Raw genomic sequence first — 19,185 nt, 5'->3', positions numbered from 1 at the left:
GGCAACGGCAACGGCAACGGCAACGGCAACGGCAACGGCAACGGCAACGGCAACGGCAACGGCGACGGCGACGGCAACGGCAGCGGCCGCACGCCGCCTCGAAGCCGGACCTCGCGATTTTGCGACGTGCCGCGAGCGCCGGCCGGAACCGCGAGTCCACGCTGGTGCCGCGGCGGCTGGCGCTTCGATCCCCTGGTGGACACGCTGGTCGACTGCGCCATGACTAAGACCGTCGCGATTGTTCGCCCGGCAGTCGGGCAAGTCGGTCGTCGTCCGCCGCGCTGCCAAACGCTATAGACACCACTCGCAAGGGGACATCTGCGATGGCGAAGATTTTGAACAAAGCGCACTAGAGGCGTCCTGCCACTTTGCGGAGGTCCGCTTTCACACGCGACTGAGGAAAAGCTGTCGCTCCGCAAGCGGCCCAGTAGCTGCCATCCTGGCATTGCTAGCGCCGAACGGCTGAAAAGGGGCCGTGATCTGCCTGTCCGGGTGTGGACGCCTCTCTGGATGCAAGGGGGTGTTGCAGAGATTTTGGCGCGCGGGTTTAGATGCTTCCGTGTGTCCGGCTTGTTGATGCAGCCTTCATCACGGCTGCTGGCCTGAATGGAGATCACGGATCGGGTCCAAACCGCTTTCGCGCGCTCGAGGCGCTTGTACAGTGCACATGCCGTGTTCCGAGTCGGCGTTCTCGAAGTCGATAATTGCCATCACATCGACATACCGCACTATGGACACTTCTGCACGCAGCCACATCCGCGTTTCTCGCAAAAACAGAGCCGCAAACGAGAACGCCGTAGCCCGCAAAGGACAATCAGTTCAATGGCTGGAACTCAAAGGCTATGCAAGCGACTGCCGCATCTCGAGATGCGTGAATCTTGCCGCTCGCGAGCGACGCGATCTGCGTCCTCGACGGCTCATCCATCCATCTCGCGAGCGGCCTTCGCCTCGGCGTATTCCCGCATCGCCTGCAAACGGCGCGCCTCGCTCTCCCGGCCGACCCCGACCGCTCGTTCGTAGGCCCTGATGGATGGATCTCTCGCATAGGCCTCATCCAGCGTGCGGACGAGATCCGTGCCGACGCCGATGAAGGAGAAGTCGTTCTGGTAGGCGCGCGACTGGACGTAGGTGAGCAGCCGCCCACATCGTGGCGGGAGCTCAGGGCCCTTCAGGGACCGTGCGAATAGCCATAGTACCACGTCCGTCATCTGGATGCCAGCGCTATCGGCGCCAGCCGACATCCGCAGGGTGCTGCCGAACACCTTCCTGAGCACCAACTTCTCGCCTAGCGGCAGCGTAGCCACGTCCGCCTTCGCGTTCGCGAACATCTGGTGCCAAAACTTGAGGCTCTGCTCGAACTCGCTCTGCCTGTCGTGCACGATCGTGTCCACTCGACGGTTCCACCTGTTCGATTGGCTTTCTATCGCCCCAATGAGGTTTCCGAAGCCAACCATGTTCGGCATGTGTCCGTTCCGCTGCCTCCTATCGTCGGAGACAAGGAAGAAGGACTCGGGATTGTCGGCCGCCCACTGCAGAGCGTCGCCCACGACCTTCCGCAATCGGGAGTCGTCGATGCGAACCAACCGCTCGGCAAGGCCGCGGCAGAAGGCGACGAGGGCCGCCTCCGCCCGATCCCTTCGCTTCTCCATAAGTGCCGGCCAGAACAGGCGGGCGAGCGGCTCGTCGAGAAGCTCAGCTACCTGGAACACCAGCAGCATGCGCAAAGGCCTGAGGTTGTAGAATTGCCACGCCACCGCCCTGTTGTCGGATGGGTCGAAGAGTGTGTCGACCACCTTGCCCGCAAGATGGTAGCCCTTCTCTACGCGGCTTAGCGCGAACGCAGGGCCGGCTCGGCGTAGGATCGCCAGAAGGTCGGCCGCGACCTCCTCGATGCGCCCGACGCCAAGATCGGCAGCATGAAGCTCCTCGACACCGAGGCGCGCGGCGACGGCGGCGACCTCGGCGGAGAACCGCGCATCGAAGTCGTTGCGGGTCATCATCGCGGCGGTAATGAAGAGCGGCTGCGCGGCATCGAAGATAGCGGCCCCCGTGTTGCCGGTCTCGTCCACGTACGCGTGCATCGCCTTCCCTCTTCTCCAGATAAGATCTTCCGCGGCCGTCCGCATTAGCACCAGTAACGGAAGCTTCGGTCTCGCTCTCGTGGTGCCGTCCGCGTTCATCAAATCTCCGGTTCGCTACTTGAGCGAGGCCCGCTTTCGCCAACAGATGCCCGAAACCGCATAGACTGGTTCTCGTCAAACTGCGGGTTTGCCGACCTACGCCAACGTCTCAGAGGTAGTTTTCCGTCCAAGCTGAACGGACGTCCGAAGCTGGGAAGTAAGCAGGAGGCTCCGAATGGCCGACACTGAAGCCTCGGTCGAGAAGCAACAAGTTTGATCGCGCCCATTAAGGCGCTATCTGCGCAACTGCATTGCCTTACCGCTAAACCGTGTAGGCGCAGCTGACAACAACGCGTTCAGTTTGGCCGTTCCGGCATTTGCAATGGCTTGCGCCGTTATGATTTTGCACTGAAATTTAAGATACACGCCACCTCGTCCCTGCCCAATGGTCCACACGCAGACGACCAATAAGTCGAATTTAGTCGTGTCTAAACGCTCGAAGGCTTTGCTATCCCCCTTTCGACGTTGGCGGATTTCGTAGCGGCGCTCACCGCGCGTCGCATCTACCGCGTCTTCCCAGATCATGGTTGGACGTAAGTTGAGTCGCTTCGTCGCGAAGCGTTCTGCCGCGCATGGAAAAGAAACGCCCGCTGCGCCACTTCGCAACGCCGAGCGTTCGGGTTCAAGCTGGCGCCGCCAGTATGTCTTTCTGAGCTGAGTCATCCCGTTAATCAGCACCAAAAAATTGCTTCGGCGTAAAAAGAGCATCTGGAGGCCAGCCTAAGCGGCCGCGGTTTCTCCTTTTCCTCCTCACCTAGCCCCCCTTCACAGCCGACTCGACGGATAGCACATTAGCCATCTTCACCCAGATCGGCCAACTTAAGGCTTGATGAGGCGTCGTTGCCAAGCTCCACCAAGCTTGATGTATCATCGGTTTCGGGCGCTGCACAAAGGCTTGCAGATGACCAATTTTCTTGGTTTTCGAGGCTTTAAAAAAAGGGGTGGCGCCGCCTCATGCCATTTATCGCTGGAATTTGTCAACCGCCTCCTCCAAACTATCGAACCATGCCGATAAATCTTTGGCTTCGCGCGGGAGTTGATTGTCGTGCGCCACTTCATTCCGGACAGTATAGTCTTTGTTGAGTTCCGCTCGAGTCCGCGGATCAGCATGGAAGATTATATCAAGTTGCTGGCGCACTGTGAGTGCCTTGATGTTTACTTGAATTTGACGCCATGCGTGGCCGTGCACTGTGTTTGTTCGAGCGTGCTCTTCGACGGCGTCTCTCGAAGCACGACGAACTAAGAATTCAAACTGGCCCCAGCCTAACAGGTAGAAAGCTGTATCCAAAAGCCGGCGGAACTCCTCTAGTTCCCTTGTAGCTCCACGACGGCCCCGGATTTCTTGATCCAAAAGCTCTGTGATCTTATCATAGGCCCGACGGGTTTGCTCAAGCTTGCTCATGCTAGAAGGCCGCGGAGAACCTCAGCGTCAAGTGATCTAACTTGTCGCCGGTCCGACTTGTTTACCACCTGCCAGCTAAACTCATCCCCCCGAGAAACACGTACCAGAAGCGTCGTTCCTGAGCGGGTCACTAAGTCGACACGCCCGAAAGACCCGAGCACCCATAGCGCCCTCGGAATGAAGCTTGCGAGCACGTCGTCGCCGCGCACAACGTCAAGGATCGGTAGTTCGCGATCAGGCACCGCAAATTTCTGCATCAACTCCTCAGACATTGTGTATCGACGGCTGGTATCGAATTGGAGCGAGGTGTCTGACTGAAGGGTCGTGCGGCAGAACGCGAAAAGGTTGTCAATCGCGTTTTGCCAGCTGTCAACTGAACTAACCACGTCGGCTCGGCCGAATAGGCTATCCTTTGTTTTCTCCCAAACCTCGACTGGTTCCCAGTTCGTCTCGTGAAGCGGATCGGGAGAACCGATTACAGTGAGCGACAATCGGTCAATGTTGAAGAACCAAGTCTCGAACTCTCTTCCCTCAGCCTCAGCCTTAGATGCACGATCGAAAGCCTGCTGATAGTCCGCGCTTCTAGCCGGGCCGTCGCGGGTTTTAACTTCAACAAACAAGGAGCGGCCTAGTTCATCTTGAAACTCGATATCCCAACCGCGTTCAGCAGGGTCGGTATCAACTTTGAGAAGTCCTGCAACTTTGATAGTTTCTACTACTCTACGCTCAGACGCATCTGCCTCATCATGTACGCGCGGAAGAACCTCGAGCTCTTCAGGGTCAAAGGCAGCTGCGACGGGTAATCCGGTAGGCGGGCCGAATACGACGAACCGATTGCCGATATTGACGAGGATTTGCCTTCCGGCGCTGATCTGGTCTGCGGTCACACGTGCTTCATGACTGCCACGCACCGCTCTTGCAAGCGGCTTGGCGTTCCCGTGGCTGGATCGAAGGGCGTCGTCACACTCTACGACGTCTTCGACAATATCAAATCTCCGGCGATTTTGCGTCCCACAGTTAGCAACGAGGATGGCACGAGCCATCGTCCGCGGTCCAAGGCGCCGTTCCTAACGCGGCCGTTAGCTTATTAAGCCTGAGATGCGCTTCAATAGAGATGAACGAACGAACGACATCAGGAAGCGAACAAGATGCTTGAACGGCCGAATGTGGGTCCTCGGCACGAGAGGCGAGGGAGTCAAGCCGATCAAAAGCGACGGGGCCGCATTTCTAAGATCATGAGCGTTCGACATTGAATTGCCTCCCTGTTGCGGATACGGCTGATCGCGCCATACTGCTGGGATGAAGGCGGCATCAATCCTATGGTCCAATGTCATTGGCATGACCTGCGGACTCATGGCTGGCCTGCTAGTGTTTTGCACGGCGGGAGCGTGGGTCCTTTTCGCGCTTTTCTAGGGCTGTAATCCGTCCCACCGCCTTCACCCTGATCTTGAATCCTGCTCAGACCTGCTAATGGCCGCGGTGGTGCTTGCAGTTGCCCTTACGTGCCTGGCTGTTGCCGCAATTGGATTCGTTGTTACGCGCCGCGTCGCTCGGCGATGGTTTAGGCAGTAGCCAGCTCTGGCGAGAGTTGGGCGTAAGCTATCCCCCCTAGACCCGACCAAGCGAGCGGTTTTGCGGCGCGACACGCGTGTCGGCCGCGGAGATGAGTGCGCGTCCGAAGTTGGGAGCCTGCCAGAGCGCCGGGAGTGACCGCTTCTGGGTCTCTCGGCACGAGAGAGTAGGGGCCCGCAAGCGTCATTCACGCTCCGCAGGCGTCGAAGGCGTCATTAAGATTGTGACTACCGCTGCCAAATCGACGGTAGCGCACTTCATTATCGCAGCCAACGCCGCAGGCCCGCTCCGCGCGGGGGTTGCCGGGCTGGAACCGTGCCGGACACTGATGCTAGCCTAAACTCATGACGACGAACATCGCCCGCACGCTCTACTACCGCGAAGGCCGCGACGTGCGGATTGTTACTCAGGACGACATCACAGCGATCACCGGTCCAACCGTCATTTTGGGCGAGGCCGGAATGGGCAAAACGCACCTGCTGCAATGGCTTGCGGAGGCGCCCGGCCACGCGTGGTGCACCGCGCGCCAGCTCATCAACCGCGCCGATCCGCGCACACTGCTCGGCGGCGCGGAGACGCTGGTGATCGACGCTCTCGACGAAGTGTCGGCCAGGCGGGAGGGCGATGCCGTCGACCTTGTCCTCCAACGACTCGATCACCTTGGCCAACCTCGCTTCATCCTGTCGTGCCGCGTCGCTGACTGGCAGAGCGCGACGTCGACCGCCGCGATCGCCGAGCAGTATCCCGATCCGCCGCGGGAGCTGCACCTCGAGCCATTCAGCGAGGAGGACGCCCAGACGTTCCTGGCAGAGCGGCTTGGCGCCGAGCGAGCAGACGAGGTCGTCGCACATTTCGCAGGCCACGGCCTGCGCGGCTTCCTTGGCAACCCACAGACACTGGAGATGATTGAGCGCGTGGCTCCGGCGGGTGACCTGCCGCGAACCAGCTCCGAACTATTCGAACGAACGGTAGAGATTGTCTGGAAGGAGCATCGCGACGAGAAGGCCGCCGACGCTGTCTCGCGAGAGGAGGCGCTTGAGGCGGCGGGCGCCGCGTTCGCCGCACTCGTCCTAACGGGCGGGGAGGCGATCTCGCGCAAGGCCGTGGCGAACGTCGCCGAAGGGGAACTGGCACTGGGCGACGTTGAGGCGTTCGACGGCGGACAGGTCGCACGGACGTTCGGCACCCGCCTGTTCCGCTCGATCGGCACCGACCGCTTCTCCTATTGGCATCGGCGCATCGGCGAATACGTCGGCGCGCGCTGGCTAGCGGCCCGTGCAACCGACCGCCGCAAGAGGGCGCGGCTGCTCGCACTCTTCCAGGCGGACGGGCTAGTCCCCGCAAGTCTGCGCGGTATGCACGCCTGGCTCGCGCTCAACACCGCGCTCGCGGCCGACGTCATCGACGCCGATGCCATGGGCGTCGTAACCTATGGCGACGCCGACGTGCTAGACGAGGATCGCGCGCAGTTAATGCTGCGGACCCTGCGCCGCGACGCTCGGGAGGATCCCAGGCTGGGCGAAGGCCTATTCCGCGCCCTCTCGCTGGTGCAGCCGGCTCTGATGCCGGAGGTGCGGACCGCCATCGCGGATGGCGCTATGCCTTTAACGTTGAAGCTACTGCTCCTCCAGCAGCTCGAACGGGCCGACGTCTCGACCGCGCTGGCGGACGATCTGAAGAGGATGGCGCTGGACCCGAGCCTGAGCTTCGCTGAGCGCGCCTCCGCCGCCGACGCGCTGGCGGCGAGCGGCGGGCCGATCGATTGGCCGGACATGGTGGAGCAACTCCGCCGGCAGGCCGACCCGTCCTCCACGCGGCTCGCGATGCGACTGCTTGACGAGGTCGGTTTCGACGAGTTCAGCGACACGTCGATCGTCGTGACCGTGCTGGCGCACGCCGGCGTTGCCGTCAGCAGTGTCGACAAGTCGCCGCGCGACCGCATGGTTGGCACCTTTCGTCAAATGCAGCGCGGCCTTCCCGACGACCGGGTTGGAGCCGTGCTCGACGTTATGGCGGAATACCTCACCGCGCTCATCGACCGGCACGCTTCCGGACCTGACGACCTGACTGACCTCACCATCGCGCTCATCGCGCGGGCGGTCGCGGTCGAGCGGCCGACCCCCGAGCGCCTCTGGGGTTGGCTTCAAACTGTCCGGCAGGAAAACGGCTACGATCGGAAGGCGCGCGAGGCGCTGGCCGATGCGATCGGATGCTACCCGGTCCTGCGCAGGGGAGTGCAAAGGCGGGTGCTGCTGGACGATAAATTGGAGAAGAAACTGTGGCAGCGCGGCTACCGCCTCGGACGCCGCTCGCCGGCGCTGACCCCTGACGAGGGCGACCTAGTCGACCTGCTCGGCCACCTGAACCCCGCGGACCGGTCGGACGAGCGCTGGCGCGACGTCCTCTCGATGACTAGGCACGACGGAGTTGAAGGGGCGGCCCTGCGCGCCGCGGCGAGGCCGTTCGCCGCCCACCGACCCGACCTTCTCGATTGGCTCGACCGGCTCCCCAAGCCACGCGTTGCCGACTGGGAGCGGAAGCAGGCCCAAGACCGCAGGAAGCGCGAGGCCCGCAAAGCCATGGAGCGGGCGGACCAGCGCGCGCACTACTCGGGGCAAGAAGCCCGGATGCGCGCCGGCGAGTTCGCCGCCATCCTGAACCCGGCAAAATGCTACCTCAATTTATTACGCGACCTAGAGGAGGGCCTGGCTCCGCAAGACCGGGTGGAGAACTGGCTGGGCGGTCAGCTGGCCACTGCCGCGCACGACGGCTTCGAGGCGTTCCTGACCAAGCGTCAGCCTGAACCGAACGCGATCCAGATCGCCCGGAGCCTCGCGGAAAGCCGCGAGTGGACGGCTGGCAGTATCATCGTCGCGGCACTGGCCGAGCGACATCGCAAGGAGCGCGGCTTTGCCGACCTGCCGGCTGAGCGCGTCATGGCGGGCTGGTTCGAGCTGAGGCAAAAGGTCGACGAGCACGCCGGGGCGAAGGGGTTGGCGGGCGCTCTAAGCGACGAACTCAGACGGCGCAGGAAGCTTCGCAGCGCGCTCGTCCTGCTGGTCGAGCCGCAGCTGCGGGCCAAGCGCGCCCACATCCCGTTCCTCTACGAACTGATGCGAGGGGAGCAGGACGCGACACTCGCTACCGACCTCGCGCTCGGCTGGCTGGCGCGGTTCGCGGCAATGCCCAACGAGCCGGAGCACGAGATGCTGGCGCGGGTGCTCGGCTCGCCGCGAAGGGATGAGCTCTCCGCCATCGCCGCGACGCGGCTCGCATCCATCCCGCCCGACAAAGACAGGTACCTGACGTGGCTTGCCGTCGAACTGATTGTCAATTTCGATGGCGCTATTGCCTGCTCCGCCGCGGGCACGGTACCGAAGGCGCTTCTCTGGCACATTCGAACGCAGACCGGCTCTCGCCGCAGCACCGGCGGCGTTTCGCGAGCGCCGCTCTCGCCGAAGCAGCTTAGCTGGATCGTCCGCACCTTCCGCGGCTCATGGCCGGCAGTGGGATCGCCGAGATCGTCGGAAGGCGAGTCAAATCCCTGGGACGCAACGGATTTCATCAACTGGGCAATTGCAAGGATCGGCGACGATGTGGGCGACGAAGCCGTCGCGGTCCTGACCGACTTGAAGGATGTCGACGACGGCTACACGAAATACGTTCGCATCGTCGCCGCCGAGCAGCGCCGCAAGATCGTAGAGGGGCGGCATCGGCCGCCGTCTCTGGCTGAAGTCGCCGCGGCGCTGACCGGCGGGGTTCCGCAGACGGCGGCCGACCTGCAGGCCGTCCTGCTTGAGGAGCTGGCGGTCGCGCAGGCACGGCTCAAGGGCGACCCACTCGACTGGCACAAAGGCTTCTTCTTGCCCGGGGGGGCGCACAAGGACGAAGAGAGCTGTCGCGACGAGCTGATGAAGATGCTCGACGGCAAGGTGGTTGGAGTCGAAATGCGACCCGAGGCGCACCTTTCCGGCGACAAGCGCGTCGACATCGAGTGCAGCGCGTCCCCAACGCTGATGGTGCCGATCGAGGTGAAAGGGCAGTGGCACAAGGACCTATGGACGTCCCCGGACGGACAACTCGACCTGCTTTATTCGAACGACTGGCGCGCCGAACGACGCGGAATCTACCTCGCGCTCTGGTTCGGTCCGACGACTACGCTCGCCAAGGCGCCGGCCGGCATCAAGAAGCCAACGACCGCAGACGAACTCCGCACTGCGCTCTCCGCCACCAGCCAAGCGGCAAAAACCGGGCTTGTGCGCGTCTTCGTGCTGGATTTGACGCGACCAAAGGCGGCGACTCCGTGAGCTATACCCCGGCCAACCCGACGCGCGAAGTGGTGCGGACGACGGACTATCCGAGCACGCCAGAGCTCGCTTACTCGGACGAATGTCCGCTTTAGCGCTCAGTCCGCCAGCGTCGCTTGCATTGCAGATTTTCCGCCGACGATGCACGCCAATATGGTGCGTGAACTGCGGTCACTGATATAGTGGCTTCATGAGCAATTGGATTTCCACGACAAAGAACAAAGGCAACCTCCAGATCGGATTGATCGCCGACGAGGCGATTGTCGGGAACGCCGCGGCCCCTCCTGACTTGATCGGCCGCATCACCTTAAGGCACATCGAAGGCTTGGATCGCCCTTACGAAGGTCACTTCGTGGTCACCAACATATATTCCGACCGTCCTAGCGGCAGCGGTGACTGCATCAAGCGGGGGACTCCACAGGTGATCATCTTGAGCATTTCGATCCCGGTCACGTTCCATGTCGATGACGGCAAGCAGCGCGAGGATGGCGGACATCTCACCGGCGACGGACCGGTATCCGCCCGCAAAATGGTCGTGAACGGCGTCACCCGCTGGGAGGAACGCCATGACTAAATCGGTGCCACCCGCGACCCAAGTTAACGGTTCGGCGGGGGATGAAGCGCGGCACCCGACCCTAAGTCGAAGGCCCGAGCAGAGGGTGTTCGACGAGATCGCGGAACTGACCGCCACCCCCGGCTACGCGCACGTGATCGCGTTCCTGTGCGTGCGCGACAACTTCGTTTGGTATCGCCGCGACGGCATGAAGGCCGAGGACATGCGGCACCTTTATTCGAGGTCGCGGCTGATCCGGACCGAGATGTCTACGCTCATCGGACTAATGATGCGCGCCGGTGGCGATCTGGCCGGTCCGCCACCCGCCGACGTAGACTCGCTCGTCAGGCGGACCGACGCCCTGATGGAGGAACTGCACGGGAGCATGGGCGCGCCGACGCTCGACGGCATGTTCAAGGCATTCGAGGCCGGCGAGACCCCGCCCAACCCCTGGGGAAGCGGTGGCGCGATGCGCGAGCCGATCTTCTATGGCGGCGAAGGCGCCTTCTCGTTCCAGAACTGCGACTTCGCGGTCGAGAAGTATGCGGCCGACGACCCTTGGCTGAAGGAGCATCGGAAGGCCGGGATCGCCGACATGGTCGCCTTCGCCAAGGCCGCCGCCGACATCCAGAACCGCAAGGTTTCTGCCGCGATGGCGGCGGGCGCAAACACGCCAGGCGATTCGCGCCTGCTCGAGGCGTTCACGCTGACCGCCGCCGAGATCGCAACTGTTGTGGGCCTCGGCGAGGATACCGCGAGCGCCTGCATCGACGCATTCACGCTGCCGGTGGGCCGCGGCAATCCGACCTTCGCCACGATCAGCGACTTCAACGCCGTCAACGGGTCACCGGTGCTGGAGACGGGTGAAGGGCGACACCTGCTCTTCCACTTCAACGCGCTGGCGGAGGCCGTCTACGAGTCGCCCTTCTACTGGATGTGGGACGACAAGCCCTACAGGCCGACGCTATCCGACCATCGCGGCGATTTTACTGAGGCTCTCGCGATCGATCGCCTGTCGCGCGTGTTCGGTCCGGCTCGTGTGCACCGCGGAGTGAACATCGACCGCGCGAAGGGCGACCGCGTCGGCGAGATCGACGTGCTCGTGCTGTTTGCCGATCGGGCGATCGTGCTGCAGGCTAAGTCAAAGCGCCTCACCCTCGCCGCGCGCAAGGGCAACGACCTCCAGTTGCGCGGCGACTTTAAGGGCGCGGTCCAGGACGCCTACGACCAAGCCATGGACTGCTCCGCCGCGCTGGCCGACCGCTCGCTGCGCTTCAGCACCGCCGACGGCACGACGGTCGAGATCCCACCCGAGATCTCGCAGGTATTCCCGGTCTGCCTGGTGTCGGACCATTACCCGGCGCTCGCCTTCCAGACGGCACAGTTCCTAGTGCGGCGGGAGGTGCCCAAGGTCCTAGCCCCGCTCGTCATCGACGTCTTCACGTTGGACGTGATGGTTGAGATGCTCGAGCGGCCGATCCGCTTTCTGAGCTATCTCGAGCTGCGCGCGATCCACGGGCCAAAGGTCCTCATCCATCACGAGATCACGCTGCTGTCCTACCACCTTAAATACAATCTGTGGCTGGAAAAGGAGCACGACATGGTCGTGTTCGAGGACGACTTCGCGGCCGAGATAGAGATCGCGATGGGCGTGCGGAGGATGGGCCAGCCCGGCGTGCGAACGCCTAGTGGCGTGCTCACCGTCATCGCCGGATCGCGGCTGGACAGGCTCATCCGGGCGATAGAGTCGAAACCGACCGGCACGCTGACCGACACGGTCATGCTCGCCTATCAGCTCGCCGAAGAGGGCATGGCGGCCTTGCGCGACAACCTGAACGCGGTGATCGCAAAGGCCGGGTGGCGGGGGTCGTCGGACTTCGTGCTCGGCTTTGGCGGAACTGGCATCGCCATCCACTGCAACGCTGACACCGACGCCAACAGTCTGGCCAGGATCGACGACCACATGCGCGCGCGGAAATACCGCGGTCGTGCGGACAGCTGGTATGGCATCGTCATCGCACCCGGAGGAACGCTGCGCTTCGGGCACAAGGTCGTGTTTCCCTGGAAGCACGACAGCAGAGCCGAGCGCGCCGCGGATAGGCTTATCAAGCGCCCGGTCGCGACGCTCGCCGCACCGCGGCCCGCGTTAGCCGGGCGGAACGACCCCTGTCATTGCGGCAGCGGCATAAAATATAAGAAATGCCACCTGAATCTTGATCAACTCGGGTGAAAGCCGCCAGCCGGCTCAGGATTGAGTCATTCGAGCACGGCATCTGTAAGAAGTGGAGCGTCTGCTTTCGCCGAAGGCCGCAATCTGAGTAGTCAAGCGGAAACGACGGCTTCGTCCCGCTTCCCGCCATTTTCGCCATCGCTGGTCGAGGCGCCGGGCGAAAATGAATGGATGTCCGAAGTAGAGGAGCGCGGAACGACCGCTAGATGTCGTGTTGCGGTTTACTCGAGAGCGGCGAGCGAAAGTGGGTGAATAGCGGCCTGTCCGCTTGCGGGCGACGACATCCATGCTTGGGCGACGACGCTACGGAAAGCATCAGCGTAGGCGCCTGGGGCGTGACGATCATCGGTGACACAGATCTCGGCTTTAATGAAGCCGGTCGGCGTTCAGCGACGCTGGTGTGCCGATGAGGAGGTGGCTCTACTCTAAGCGGCACCAGGATGACAAAAGGTTCGACTCTTTGGCTCCCCATGGATACCTATCCGCATGCATCATGCACCTTCACCTCGTGCCTTAGTTGGTGGACGGAGGGGGCTTTGACCAGCTTCGCGTTCAACCATTTGCCTGGGGCCGACCTTCATGTTGACGCCACTTACTATGGCGGGAAGCAAGGAAACGCGGGGGCTCTGTCAAACCAAGCGCACTTGCTCTCCGAGCGCCCGAAGGCTTGCGCATCGCTGGGTGCTTCAGCTACTATCCTAAGGCTGTCAGTGCCGCGAACTCTCTCGAGTTGGTTTCGAGATCGCCTTCGTTCGTCTGCTATCGAGCAAGCGAACTGGGTGGAAACTCGCCGCTGTTGGGCCAGGTGCGGTTGCTTTGACAACACCTGTTCCACGTGTCCGACGCCGCCAAGCTCGGCCACGTCGCTGAGCGCGCCGACCACGGCATCAAGGTGCGTGTCGATCGGATGGTCGGCCTGGAAGAAGGTGGGGACGCCTTCGCCCGTCAGGCGGGCGGCAACGCCAAGGGCAAGATCATCTTCACGCCGCAGGGCTGACCCGGGCGGCCGGAAACACAGGGCCCAGCATGCGAGTCCGCCACGCCTGCTCGCACCATCACATCATTTCACAAAGGATCATTCTTCCGTGAATGCCAAGATTGATACGAAGGACGCGTTGCAAGCAGCCCGCCTCGAAGCACTACACCAGCTACCGGGCTTTCTCGACCGGCGAAACGACGCGGCTCAACCATGCGCTCACCGCCGACTGGGACGAAGATCCTCGTAACGAGGGCCAGGAGCCCGGCCGCGAAGCGATGAAGCGGTTCATCGCAGCTGTACGCCAGGCGCTCCCCGACCTGACGATCGAGATCAAGGAGGTCGTGTTCGGCGACGAGAAGGCCGCAGTCCGGGCCGAGATGCGCGGCACGCATTCGCAGGACTTTTTAGGCGTCGCCGCGACCGGCAAGCCATATGCGATCCGCCTGCACGAGTTCCATGCGTTCGTGGACGCGCGCATTGCCTATACCTGGCATATGGAGGACTGGTTCGGCTTCCTGAACCAAATTGGCGTCTGGCCCGTCACCCCTGCGGGAGACGCGCAATGAGCGGCGCAGGCAAGATCGCGATCGTGACGGGCGGGTCGGGCGGCATCGGCCGCGAGACCGTGCTGCGGCTCGCCGCGAGTGGCCATGATGTCGTGGCAAGTTATCCGTCGTCGGAGGAGGAGGCTCAGGCTCTCTTGGCCGAGAGCGCTAAAGGCCGAGTGGACGTAGCTCGCGGATGAGATCAATCAGCAGTTTGAGACCGGTCGGCATCTGACGCCGGCTTGAGTAATATATATGATAGCCTGGACCGATGGTCGCCCAGTCCTCCAGCACATAACGTAGCTCATTACGTTCGACAAAAGGCTTGAACGATGGTTCTAGGCCGTAAGTTAAACCTGCTCCTGACCGTGCCATCGACAACATGGCTCGGCCGTCATCGAGAACGATCCGGTCCGGCACGGTGACCGCGAACTCGCCTTCAGGACCTTCGAACTCCCACCGATAGATACGATCGTCGCCCAACCTCACGCCGAGGCATTGATGGTGCTGGAGGTCTTCGGGACGTTCAGGCGTGCCCAAACGCTCGAGGTAGGATGGAGCGCCCGCAACGATCCAGCGCAGATCGCCGGAGAGCCGCTGCGTGATCATATCTTCGGGAACGGTGCCTCCATAACGGATGCCTGCATCGAAACCGCCCTCAGTTATGTCCATCATCTGATCGCGGGCGGCGATGTGCAGTTCAATATCCGGGTATCGTTCGATGAAGACGGGCACGACCGGAGCTAACAGCAAAGATGCGGCTTCCGCGACGACGTTCAGCCTGATGCGGCCGGTGGGTGCCGTGCGATAGCGGTTCAGTCCTTCAAGGGCTTCCGCGATATGGCTGAAGGGATCGCTTATGGAATCCCGCAATCCCTCTCCCGCCGCTGTAAGTGTGACACTCCGATTGGTGCGGTTCAGCAGTCGCACGCCCAATCGGGTCTCGAGACCTTTGAGCGCGTGGCTCAGTCCCGATGCGCTGACTCCGAGCTCAAGCCCGGCAAGGCGAAAGTTGCGATGCCGGGCGATTGCTAGAAAGTAGGTCAGATCGGCAAAATCAGATCGATTGGTCGGCATAATCAATCCTGCTCGCCAGTGTTATTGTTCGCAAGATGCTAGTCTACATTATTTCTGAAGCGCAGACCCACGACTACCGCGCGGAACAGTGCTTTAGGGACGTATCATGACCTTCAAGGCCCCGCGATTATTCATTGCCCGGTAACCATCGCTCACGCCGTCCAAATCAACAGTGCGGTCGAAGACCAGGCCAGGTTGGATCCGGCCTTCCATGACGTCGGGCAGCAGCTCGTCGATATACGCGCGGACGGGGGCGGGCCCGCCAGCCACCGTTACATTGCCGTAGAACATCGGCTGCGCTCCTGGGATTACCTCGTAATGCGGCACACCGACGCGGCCGACCGCACCGCCTTTGCGGACGATCCCCATCGAGGTTTCGGCCGACTGACCGGTGCCGACGCATTCCAGCACGGACTGGACGCCGAGGCCTTGGGTCAGCTGACGCACACGCTCGACGGCCTCTTCGCCGCGCTCGGATACGACATCGGTCGCGCCGAAATTCCGGGCCAGGTCGAGCCGCGCCGAGTGTCGACCCATGATGATGATCTGCTCGGCGCCGAGCCGCTTGGCGGCGATCACGCCGCACAGGCCGACGGCACCGTCACCCACGATGGCGACGCTGCCGCCCCGACGCACTTTCGCTGCGACCGCAGCGTGATGGCCAGTGCCCATGACGTCGGAGAGGGATAGGAGCGATGCCATAAGCGCATCGTCTTCCCCAACGGGAAGGGGATAGAGCGTGCCATCTGCATGGGGGATGCGCAGCGCCTCAGCCTGCGCGCCGCCCGGATCGTCGCTCTGGCCGAAGAAGCCGCCATGCAGGCAGGCTGTTTGCAGACCCTCTTCGCAGAAGAGGCAGCTACCGTCAGAGAAAGCAAACGGCATGACGACGAGCTGGCCAGGCTTGACCGTACGAACCTCGCTGCCGATTGCCTCGACGACGCCGATCGCCTCGTGACCCATCGGCTGACGTCCGTCATTCGGGCCGCCATTGTAGGGCCATAGATCGCTCCCGCAGATGCAGGCACTCGTCACACGGATCACCGCGTCGGTGGGCTGCCTGATGGTCGCATCAGGCACGTTTTCGATGCGGACATCCTGATTGGGGTAAAGGATGGTTGCGCGCATAATAGGGTCCTTCAGTTCGGCATTTGTGCGTGGAAGATCGTCGCATTGCCACCGGGGCGGCCATCGCTGGCGACGATCGCAAGATCGGAAGAGCCAGACCGCAGGGCCAAGCTCGTGAGGTTCAGGTTTCGGCCAGCGTCACGTCCGGGTAGGACGATCTGAGCTAGCGGCAGGCCTGTCGGCGTAAAGACAAGGATGCGGCCCTGACCATATAGCGACACATACACCCGCCCAGTCGCATCAGAGCGCATCGAGTCCGGTGCAGACCCGTTGAAATGGTAGGCAGTAGTCGCGCCAAACGGCGCGATCGTCGTGGCATCTGTCAGGTTCAGGCGGTGCAGCTGCCCAAGGGCGAACCCGCCGACCCATAACGTCTTGTCGTCCGGGCTCAGGGCTATGCCGTTGGCCACCGAGACGTGCTGTAGGACCGGCACCGGCTTGGCGTTGCCCTTGACGTACCAGACGCCTCCCTCCGGCGCCCCGATGCCGCCACGCGCATCGGTGAAATAGAAGCCGCCGCCGTGATCGAATACGAGGTCATTGGGCGCAAATCCCTCCGCTTCGGGCACGATGACCTGCTGATCGGATCCATCGAGCGCCATCGACACGACGGCGCCACCGCCCGACGTGTTTGCTGCCGCGATGTAGAGGCGGCGGTCAGGTCCCAGCGCCATGCCACCCGGCATCAAGCCGGGAAGTTTGACGACGGACGCGATCCGCCTCGAGCGATCGAGCCGCATCACACGGCCACCCTGGGTGTCGGAGAAGAGCAGCGTACCGTCCGGAAGGAAAACCGGACCTTCCAGATCCTTGGTCGCTCCGGAAACCACGATCGGTTGATCGGCCATGATCATGGGCAAGTCGCGCTCGCCTGGTGGGATCGGCACAGCGCTGGACGAAAGCTTTTGCGGAGCCTGTCTGGCCACGCTCGCGGAGGCGAGCGTGAGCGACAGGAGTGACACGATGCGAAGCGCGAGCATCAGGCGATCGCCGGCAGGTTGGCGAGGTGCTTGTCGAGCGTCAGCGGGTAGGAGCGCACCCGCACACCGGTCGCGTTATAGACCGCATTCGCAATCGCCGGCGCAACGCCGGTCAAACCCAGCTCGCCGACGCCCTTGGCTTTCAACGGCGACATCGTCGGATCGACCTCGTCGATGAAATGGGCCTGGAGATGCGGTACGTCGGCGTGGACAGGCACTTCGTAGCCGGCAAGGTCGTGATTGACGAAGAAGCCAAAGCGGGTGTCGACCGCCATTTCCTCCATCAGCGCGGCGCCGATGCCCATCGTCATGCCGCCGATGACCTGGCTGCGGGCGGTAGTTGGATTGAGGACGCGTCCGGCTGCGCACACAGCCAGCATCCGACGGACTCGAACCGCGCCAGTATAGGCGTCCACCGCAACCTCGGCGAAGTGCGCGCCGACCGTCTGTTGCGCGAAACGGTCCTTCAGGTCGCCATATTCCATGGAGTCTTCCGCGACGAGTTCACCGTCCTTCGTCACATCAGCCAGTGCCACCGACCGTCCGTCGGATGACACCATGCCGTTCGCAAAAATCACGTCGGTCGTGTTGAAGCCCATCCGCTGCGTGATCAGATCACGTAGCTTCGCGCATGCCGCATAGACACCCGCGGTTGCCGATGCCGCGCCAGCCTGGCCACCTGAGCCTGGCGTTTCGGGGAAAGAAGAATCGCCGAGTTTTGCGGTCACGCGCTCCAGGGGCACGCCCATCATCTCGGCCGCGGTCTGGGCCACGATCGTGTAGCTGCCGGTGCCGATATCGGTCATGTCGGTCTCGATAGTGACGTGCCCGTTCTTGTCCAGGCGCACGCGGGCACTGGCCTTGGAGATCGGCGCACCGCGGATCGCACTCGCCATGCCCATGCCGATCAGCCACTTTCCCTCACGACGACTGGCAGGCTTTGCAGCGCGCGCATCCCAGCCGAACCGGTCTGCGCCCTCTCTCAGACATTGCACGAACGGGCGCGTGGAGAAGCGACGTTCGGGCTTCTCGGGATCCACCTGCGTGTCGTTGGCGATCCGGAGCGCCACAGGGTCCATGCCGAGCTTCTCGGCGAGTTCGTCCATGGCAACTTCCAGCGCCATCATGCCCGGGGCCTCACCCGGCGCGCGCATGGCGTTGCCTTCCGCCAGATCAAGCTGCGCCAGATAGCGACGCAGCAACCGGTTCTCACCGGCGTACATCAGCCGGGTCGGCAGGGTCGATGGCTCGGTTCGACCGCCGGGCAGATTGCCCGACCAGCTGTCATGACCCACGGCAAGCAACCGGCCGTCTTTTGCGGCCCCGAGCCGCACCCGCTGGATGGTCTTGGGCCGGTGGATGGTGTTGTTGAACATCAAGGCCCGCTGCAGCACGAGCTTGACCGGACGGCCCGATACCCGCGCGGCGAGGGCCGCAAGCGCCAGATCGCTCTGCGTCGTGCCCTTGCCGCCAAAACCACCGCCGATGAACGCGGAATGCAGGCGGATATTCTCTTTGGGCGTACCGATGATAAGCCCGAGGTCGCGGCAGCCCCAGTTCATCGCCTGGATCGACGTCCAGCAGGTCAGCTGGTCGCCGTCCCATCGCGCGATGGTCGCATGCGGCTCCATCATCGCGTGTGCGTGATCGGGAACGGTGTAGGTCCCATCCACCTGGACTGGTGCGCGGGCGAATGCGGTCGCGAACGCCCCGACCGAGACCTCGGTCGGGCCACCGAACGCCTCTTTCGGCGCGATTGGCGTCGACGGCTTTTCGGCGGCCAGATCGAAGCGTCCATTCCCACGAGCGTAGCTGATGTTGATCAGGGATGCGGCAGCGCGCGCCTGTTCGAAGGTATCGGCGACGACGACGGCGACCGCCTGATGATAATGATCGACCATCGGACCGGCGAGGACGCGCTGGACGTAGAACTCGCCCTTGCCGATCGGGCCGGCATTCTCATGCGTGACGATCGCGCGTACCCCCGGCGCGGCGCGAGCTGCGGCGGTATCGATGCGCTCGATTCGACCCTTGCCGATCGCAGCGCCAAGAATGTAGCCGTAGGCGGCACCCGGCGCGACGTCGTGATGCTCGGCAGCATAACGCGCGAAACCGGTCGTCTTGAGCTTCCCCTCGACGCGGGGATGGGCGCGACCGACGACTGCGAGCCGGTCGATTGGTGTCTCGCCCGCAGGCGTCTCGAATTTCATGGCTTCTCCCTCCGCGCAGCCG

At 62.9% G+C, this 19,185-nt stretch carries 15 protein-coding genes; 7 read left to right on the top strand and 8 right to left on the bottom strand.

Translation table 11 applies throughout. From position 1 onward, the window contains the following. The coding region (locus QBJ89_RS11175; protein ID WP_277980575.1) for a hypothetical protein at nucleotides 1–297 on the top strand (297 nt) is incomplete at its 5' end. Nucleotides 298–917: 620 nt separating this feature from the next. On the opposite strand, the gene QBJ89_RS11170 is transcribed toward QBJ89_RS11175, so the two are convergent. From QBJ89_RS11170 to QBJ89_RS11155, 4 genes are all read right to left on the bottom strand, one after another. Then, complete coding sequence (locus QBJ89_RS11170; RefSeq protein ID WP_277980574.1) at nucleotides 918–2,180, bottom strand: DUF3800 domain-containing protein; 1,263 nt, start codon at nucleotides 2,178–2,180, stop codon at nucleotides 918–920. Between the two features lie 234 nt (nucleotides 2,181–2,414). Beyond that, nucleotides 2,415–2,888: a hypothetical protein gene (locus tag QBJ89_RS11165; protein WP_277980573.1), complete on the bottom strand. Its 474-nt coding sequence runs from the start codon at nucleotides 2,886–2,888 to the stop codon at nucleotides 2,415–2,417. A gap of 253 nt (nucleotides 2,889–3,141) precedes the next feature. Next, nucleotides 3,142–3,582, bottom strand: coding sequence for a hypothetical protein (locus QBJ89_RS11160; protein ID WP_277980572.1), 441 nt, complete (start codon nucleotides 3,580–3,582; stop codon nucleotides 3,142–3,144). After that, nucleotides 3,579–4,625, bottom strand: a complete 1,047-nt coding sequence (locus tag QBJ89_RS11155; protein ID WP_277980571.1) for a hypothetical protein — start codon at nucleotides 4,623–4,625, stop codon at nucleotides 3,579–3,581. The genes QBJ89_RS11160 and QBJ89_RS11155 overlap by 4 nt, the downstream gene beginning before the upstream one ends. Nucleotides 4,626–5,498: 873 nt before the next feature. Between QBJ89_RS11155 and QBJ89_RS11150 the strand changes: the two genes are divergently transcribed. The 6 genes from QBJ89_RS11150 (at nucleotide 5,499) to QBJ89_RS20115 (ending at nucleotide 13,968) form a co-directional block, all read left to right on the top strand. Beyond that, a complete protein-coding gene (locus QBJ89_RS11150) occupies nucleotides 5,499–9,461 on the top strand; it encodes an NACHT domain-containing protein (RefSeq protein WP_277980570.1) in 3,963 nt (1,320 codons plus the stop codon). Nucleotides 9,462–9,651: 190 nt separating this feature from the next. Then, a complete protein-coding gene (locus QBJ89_RS11145; protein ID WP_277980569.1) occupies nucleotides 9,652–10,035 on the top strand; it encodes a hypothetical protein in 384 nt (127 codons plus the stop codon). 85 nt (nucleotides 10,036–10,120) lie between these two features. Next, on the top strand, nucleotides 10,121–12,244 hold the full coding sequence (locus QBJ89_RS11140; protein WP_277980568.1) for an SEC-C domain-containing protein: 2,124 nt from the start codon (nucleotides 10,121–10,123) through the stop codon (nucleotides 12,242–12,244). 835 nt (nucleotides 12,245–13,079) lie between these two features. Next, on the top strand, nucleotides 13,080–13,241 hold the full coding sequence (locus QBJ89_RS11135) for a hypothetical protein (RefSeq protein ID WP_277980567.1): 162 nt from the start codon (nucleotides 13,080–13,082) through the stop codon (nucleotides 13,239–13,241). Between the two features lie 92 nt (nucleotides 13,242–13,333). Further along, the gene (locus QBJ89_RS11130; protein WP_277980566.1) at nucleotides 13,334–13,789 is read left to right on the top strand and encodes an ester cyclase; all 456 of its coding nucleotides are present in this window, start codon (nucleotides 13,334–13,336) and stop codon (nucleotides 13,787–13,789) included. Next, a complete protein-coding gene (locus QBJ89_RS20115) occupies nucleotides 13,786–13,968 on the top strand; it encodes an SDR family NAD(P)-dependent oxidoreductase (RefSeq protein WP_347342829.1) in 183 nt (60 codons plus the stop codon). The genes QBJ89_RS11130 and QBJ89_RS20115 overlap by 4 nt, the downstream gene beginning before the upstream one ends. On the opposite strand, the gene QBJ89_RS11125 is transcribed toward QBJ89_RS20115, so the two are convergent. The 4 genes from QBJ89_RS11125 to paoC all read right to left on the bottom strand — a co-directional run bounded on the left by QBJ89_RS11125 (nucleotide 13,937) and on the right by paoC (nucleotide 19,163). Then, nucleotides 13,937–14,845 carry a LysR family transcriptional regulator gene (locus QBJ89_RS11125; protein WP_277980565.1) on the bottom strand — a complete coding sequence of 303 codons (909 nt, stop codon included), beginning with the start codon at nucleotides 14,843–14,845 and terminating at the stop codon, nucleotides 13,937–13,939. The two genes, QBJ89_RS20115 and QBJ89_RS11125, sit on opposite strands and share 32 nt — an antisense overlap. Before the next feature lie 93 nt (nucleotides 14,846–14,938). Then, nucleotides 14,939–15,973 carry a zinc-dependent alcohol dehydrogenase family protein gene (locus QBJ89_RS11120; protein WP_277980564.1) on the bottom strand — a complete coding sequence of 345 codons (1,035 nt, stop codon included), beginning with the start codon at nucleotides 15,971–15,973 and terminating at the stop codon, nucleotides 14,939–14,941. 11 nt (nucleotides 15,974–15,984) lie between these two features. Beyond that, entirely contained in the window at nucleotides 15,985–16,953 is a 969-nt protein-coding gene (locus QBJ89_RS11115) for an SMP-30/gluconolactonase/LRE family protein (RefSeq protein WP_277980563.1), read from the bottom strand. Then, nucleotides 16,953–19,163 (bottom strand): aldehyde oxidoreductase molybdenum-binding subunit PaoC, encoded by a 2,211-nt coding sequence (gene paoC / locus QBJ89_RS11110; RefSeq protein WP_277980562.1) that lies wholly within the window; start codon nucleotides 19,161–19,163, stop codon nucleotides 16,953–16,955. The genes QBJ89_RS11115 and paoC overlap by 1 nt, the downstream gene beginning before the upstream one ends. Nucleotides 19,164–19,185 lie beyond the last annotated feature (22 nt).

The sequence above is a fragment of the Sphingomonas phyllosphaerae genome (assembly GCF_029623345.1).
GTDB classification, from domain to species: domain Bacteria; phylum Pseudomonadota; class Alphaproteobacteria; order Sphingomonadales; family Sphingomonadaceae; genus Sphingomonas; species Sphingomonas phyllosphaerae_C.
The sequence above is the reverse complement of the archived record's forward strand: the minus strand, read 5'-3'. Positions and strand labels throughout refer to the sequence as shown.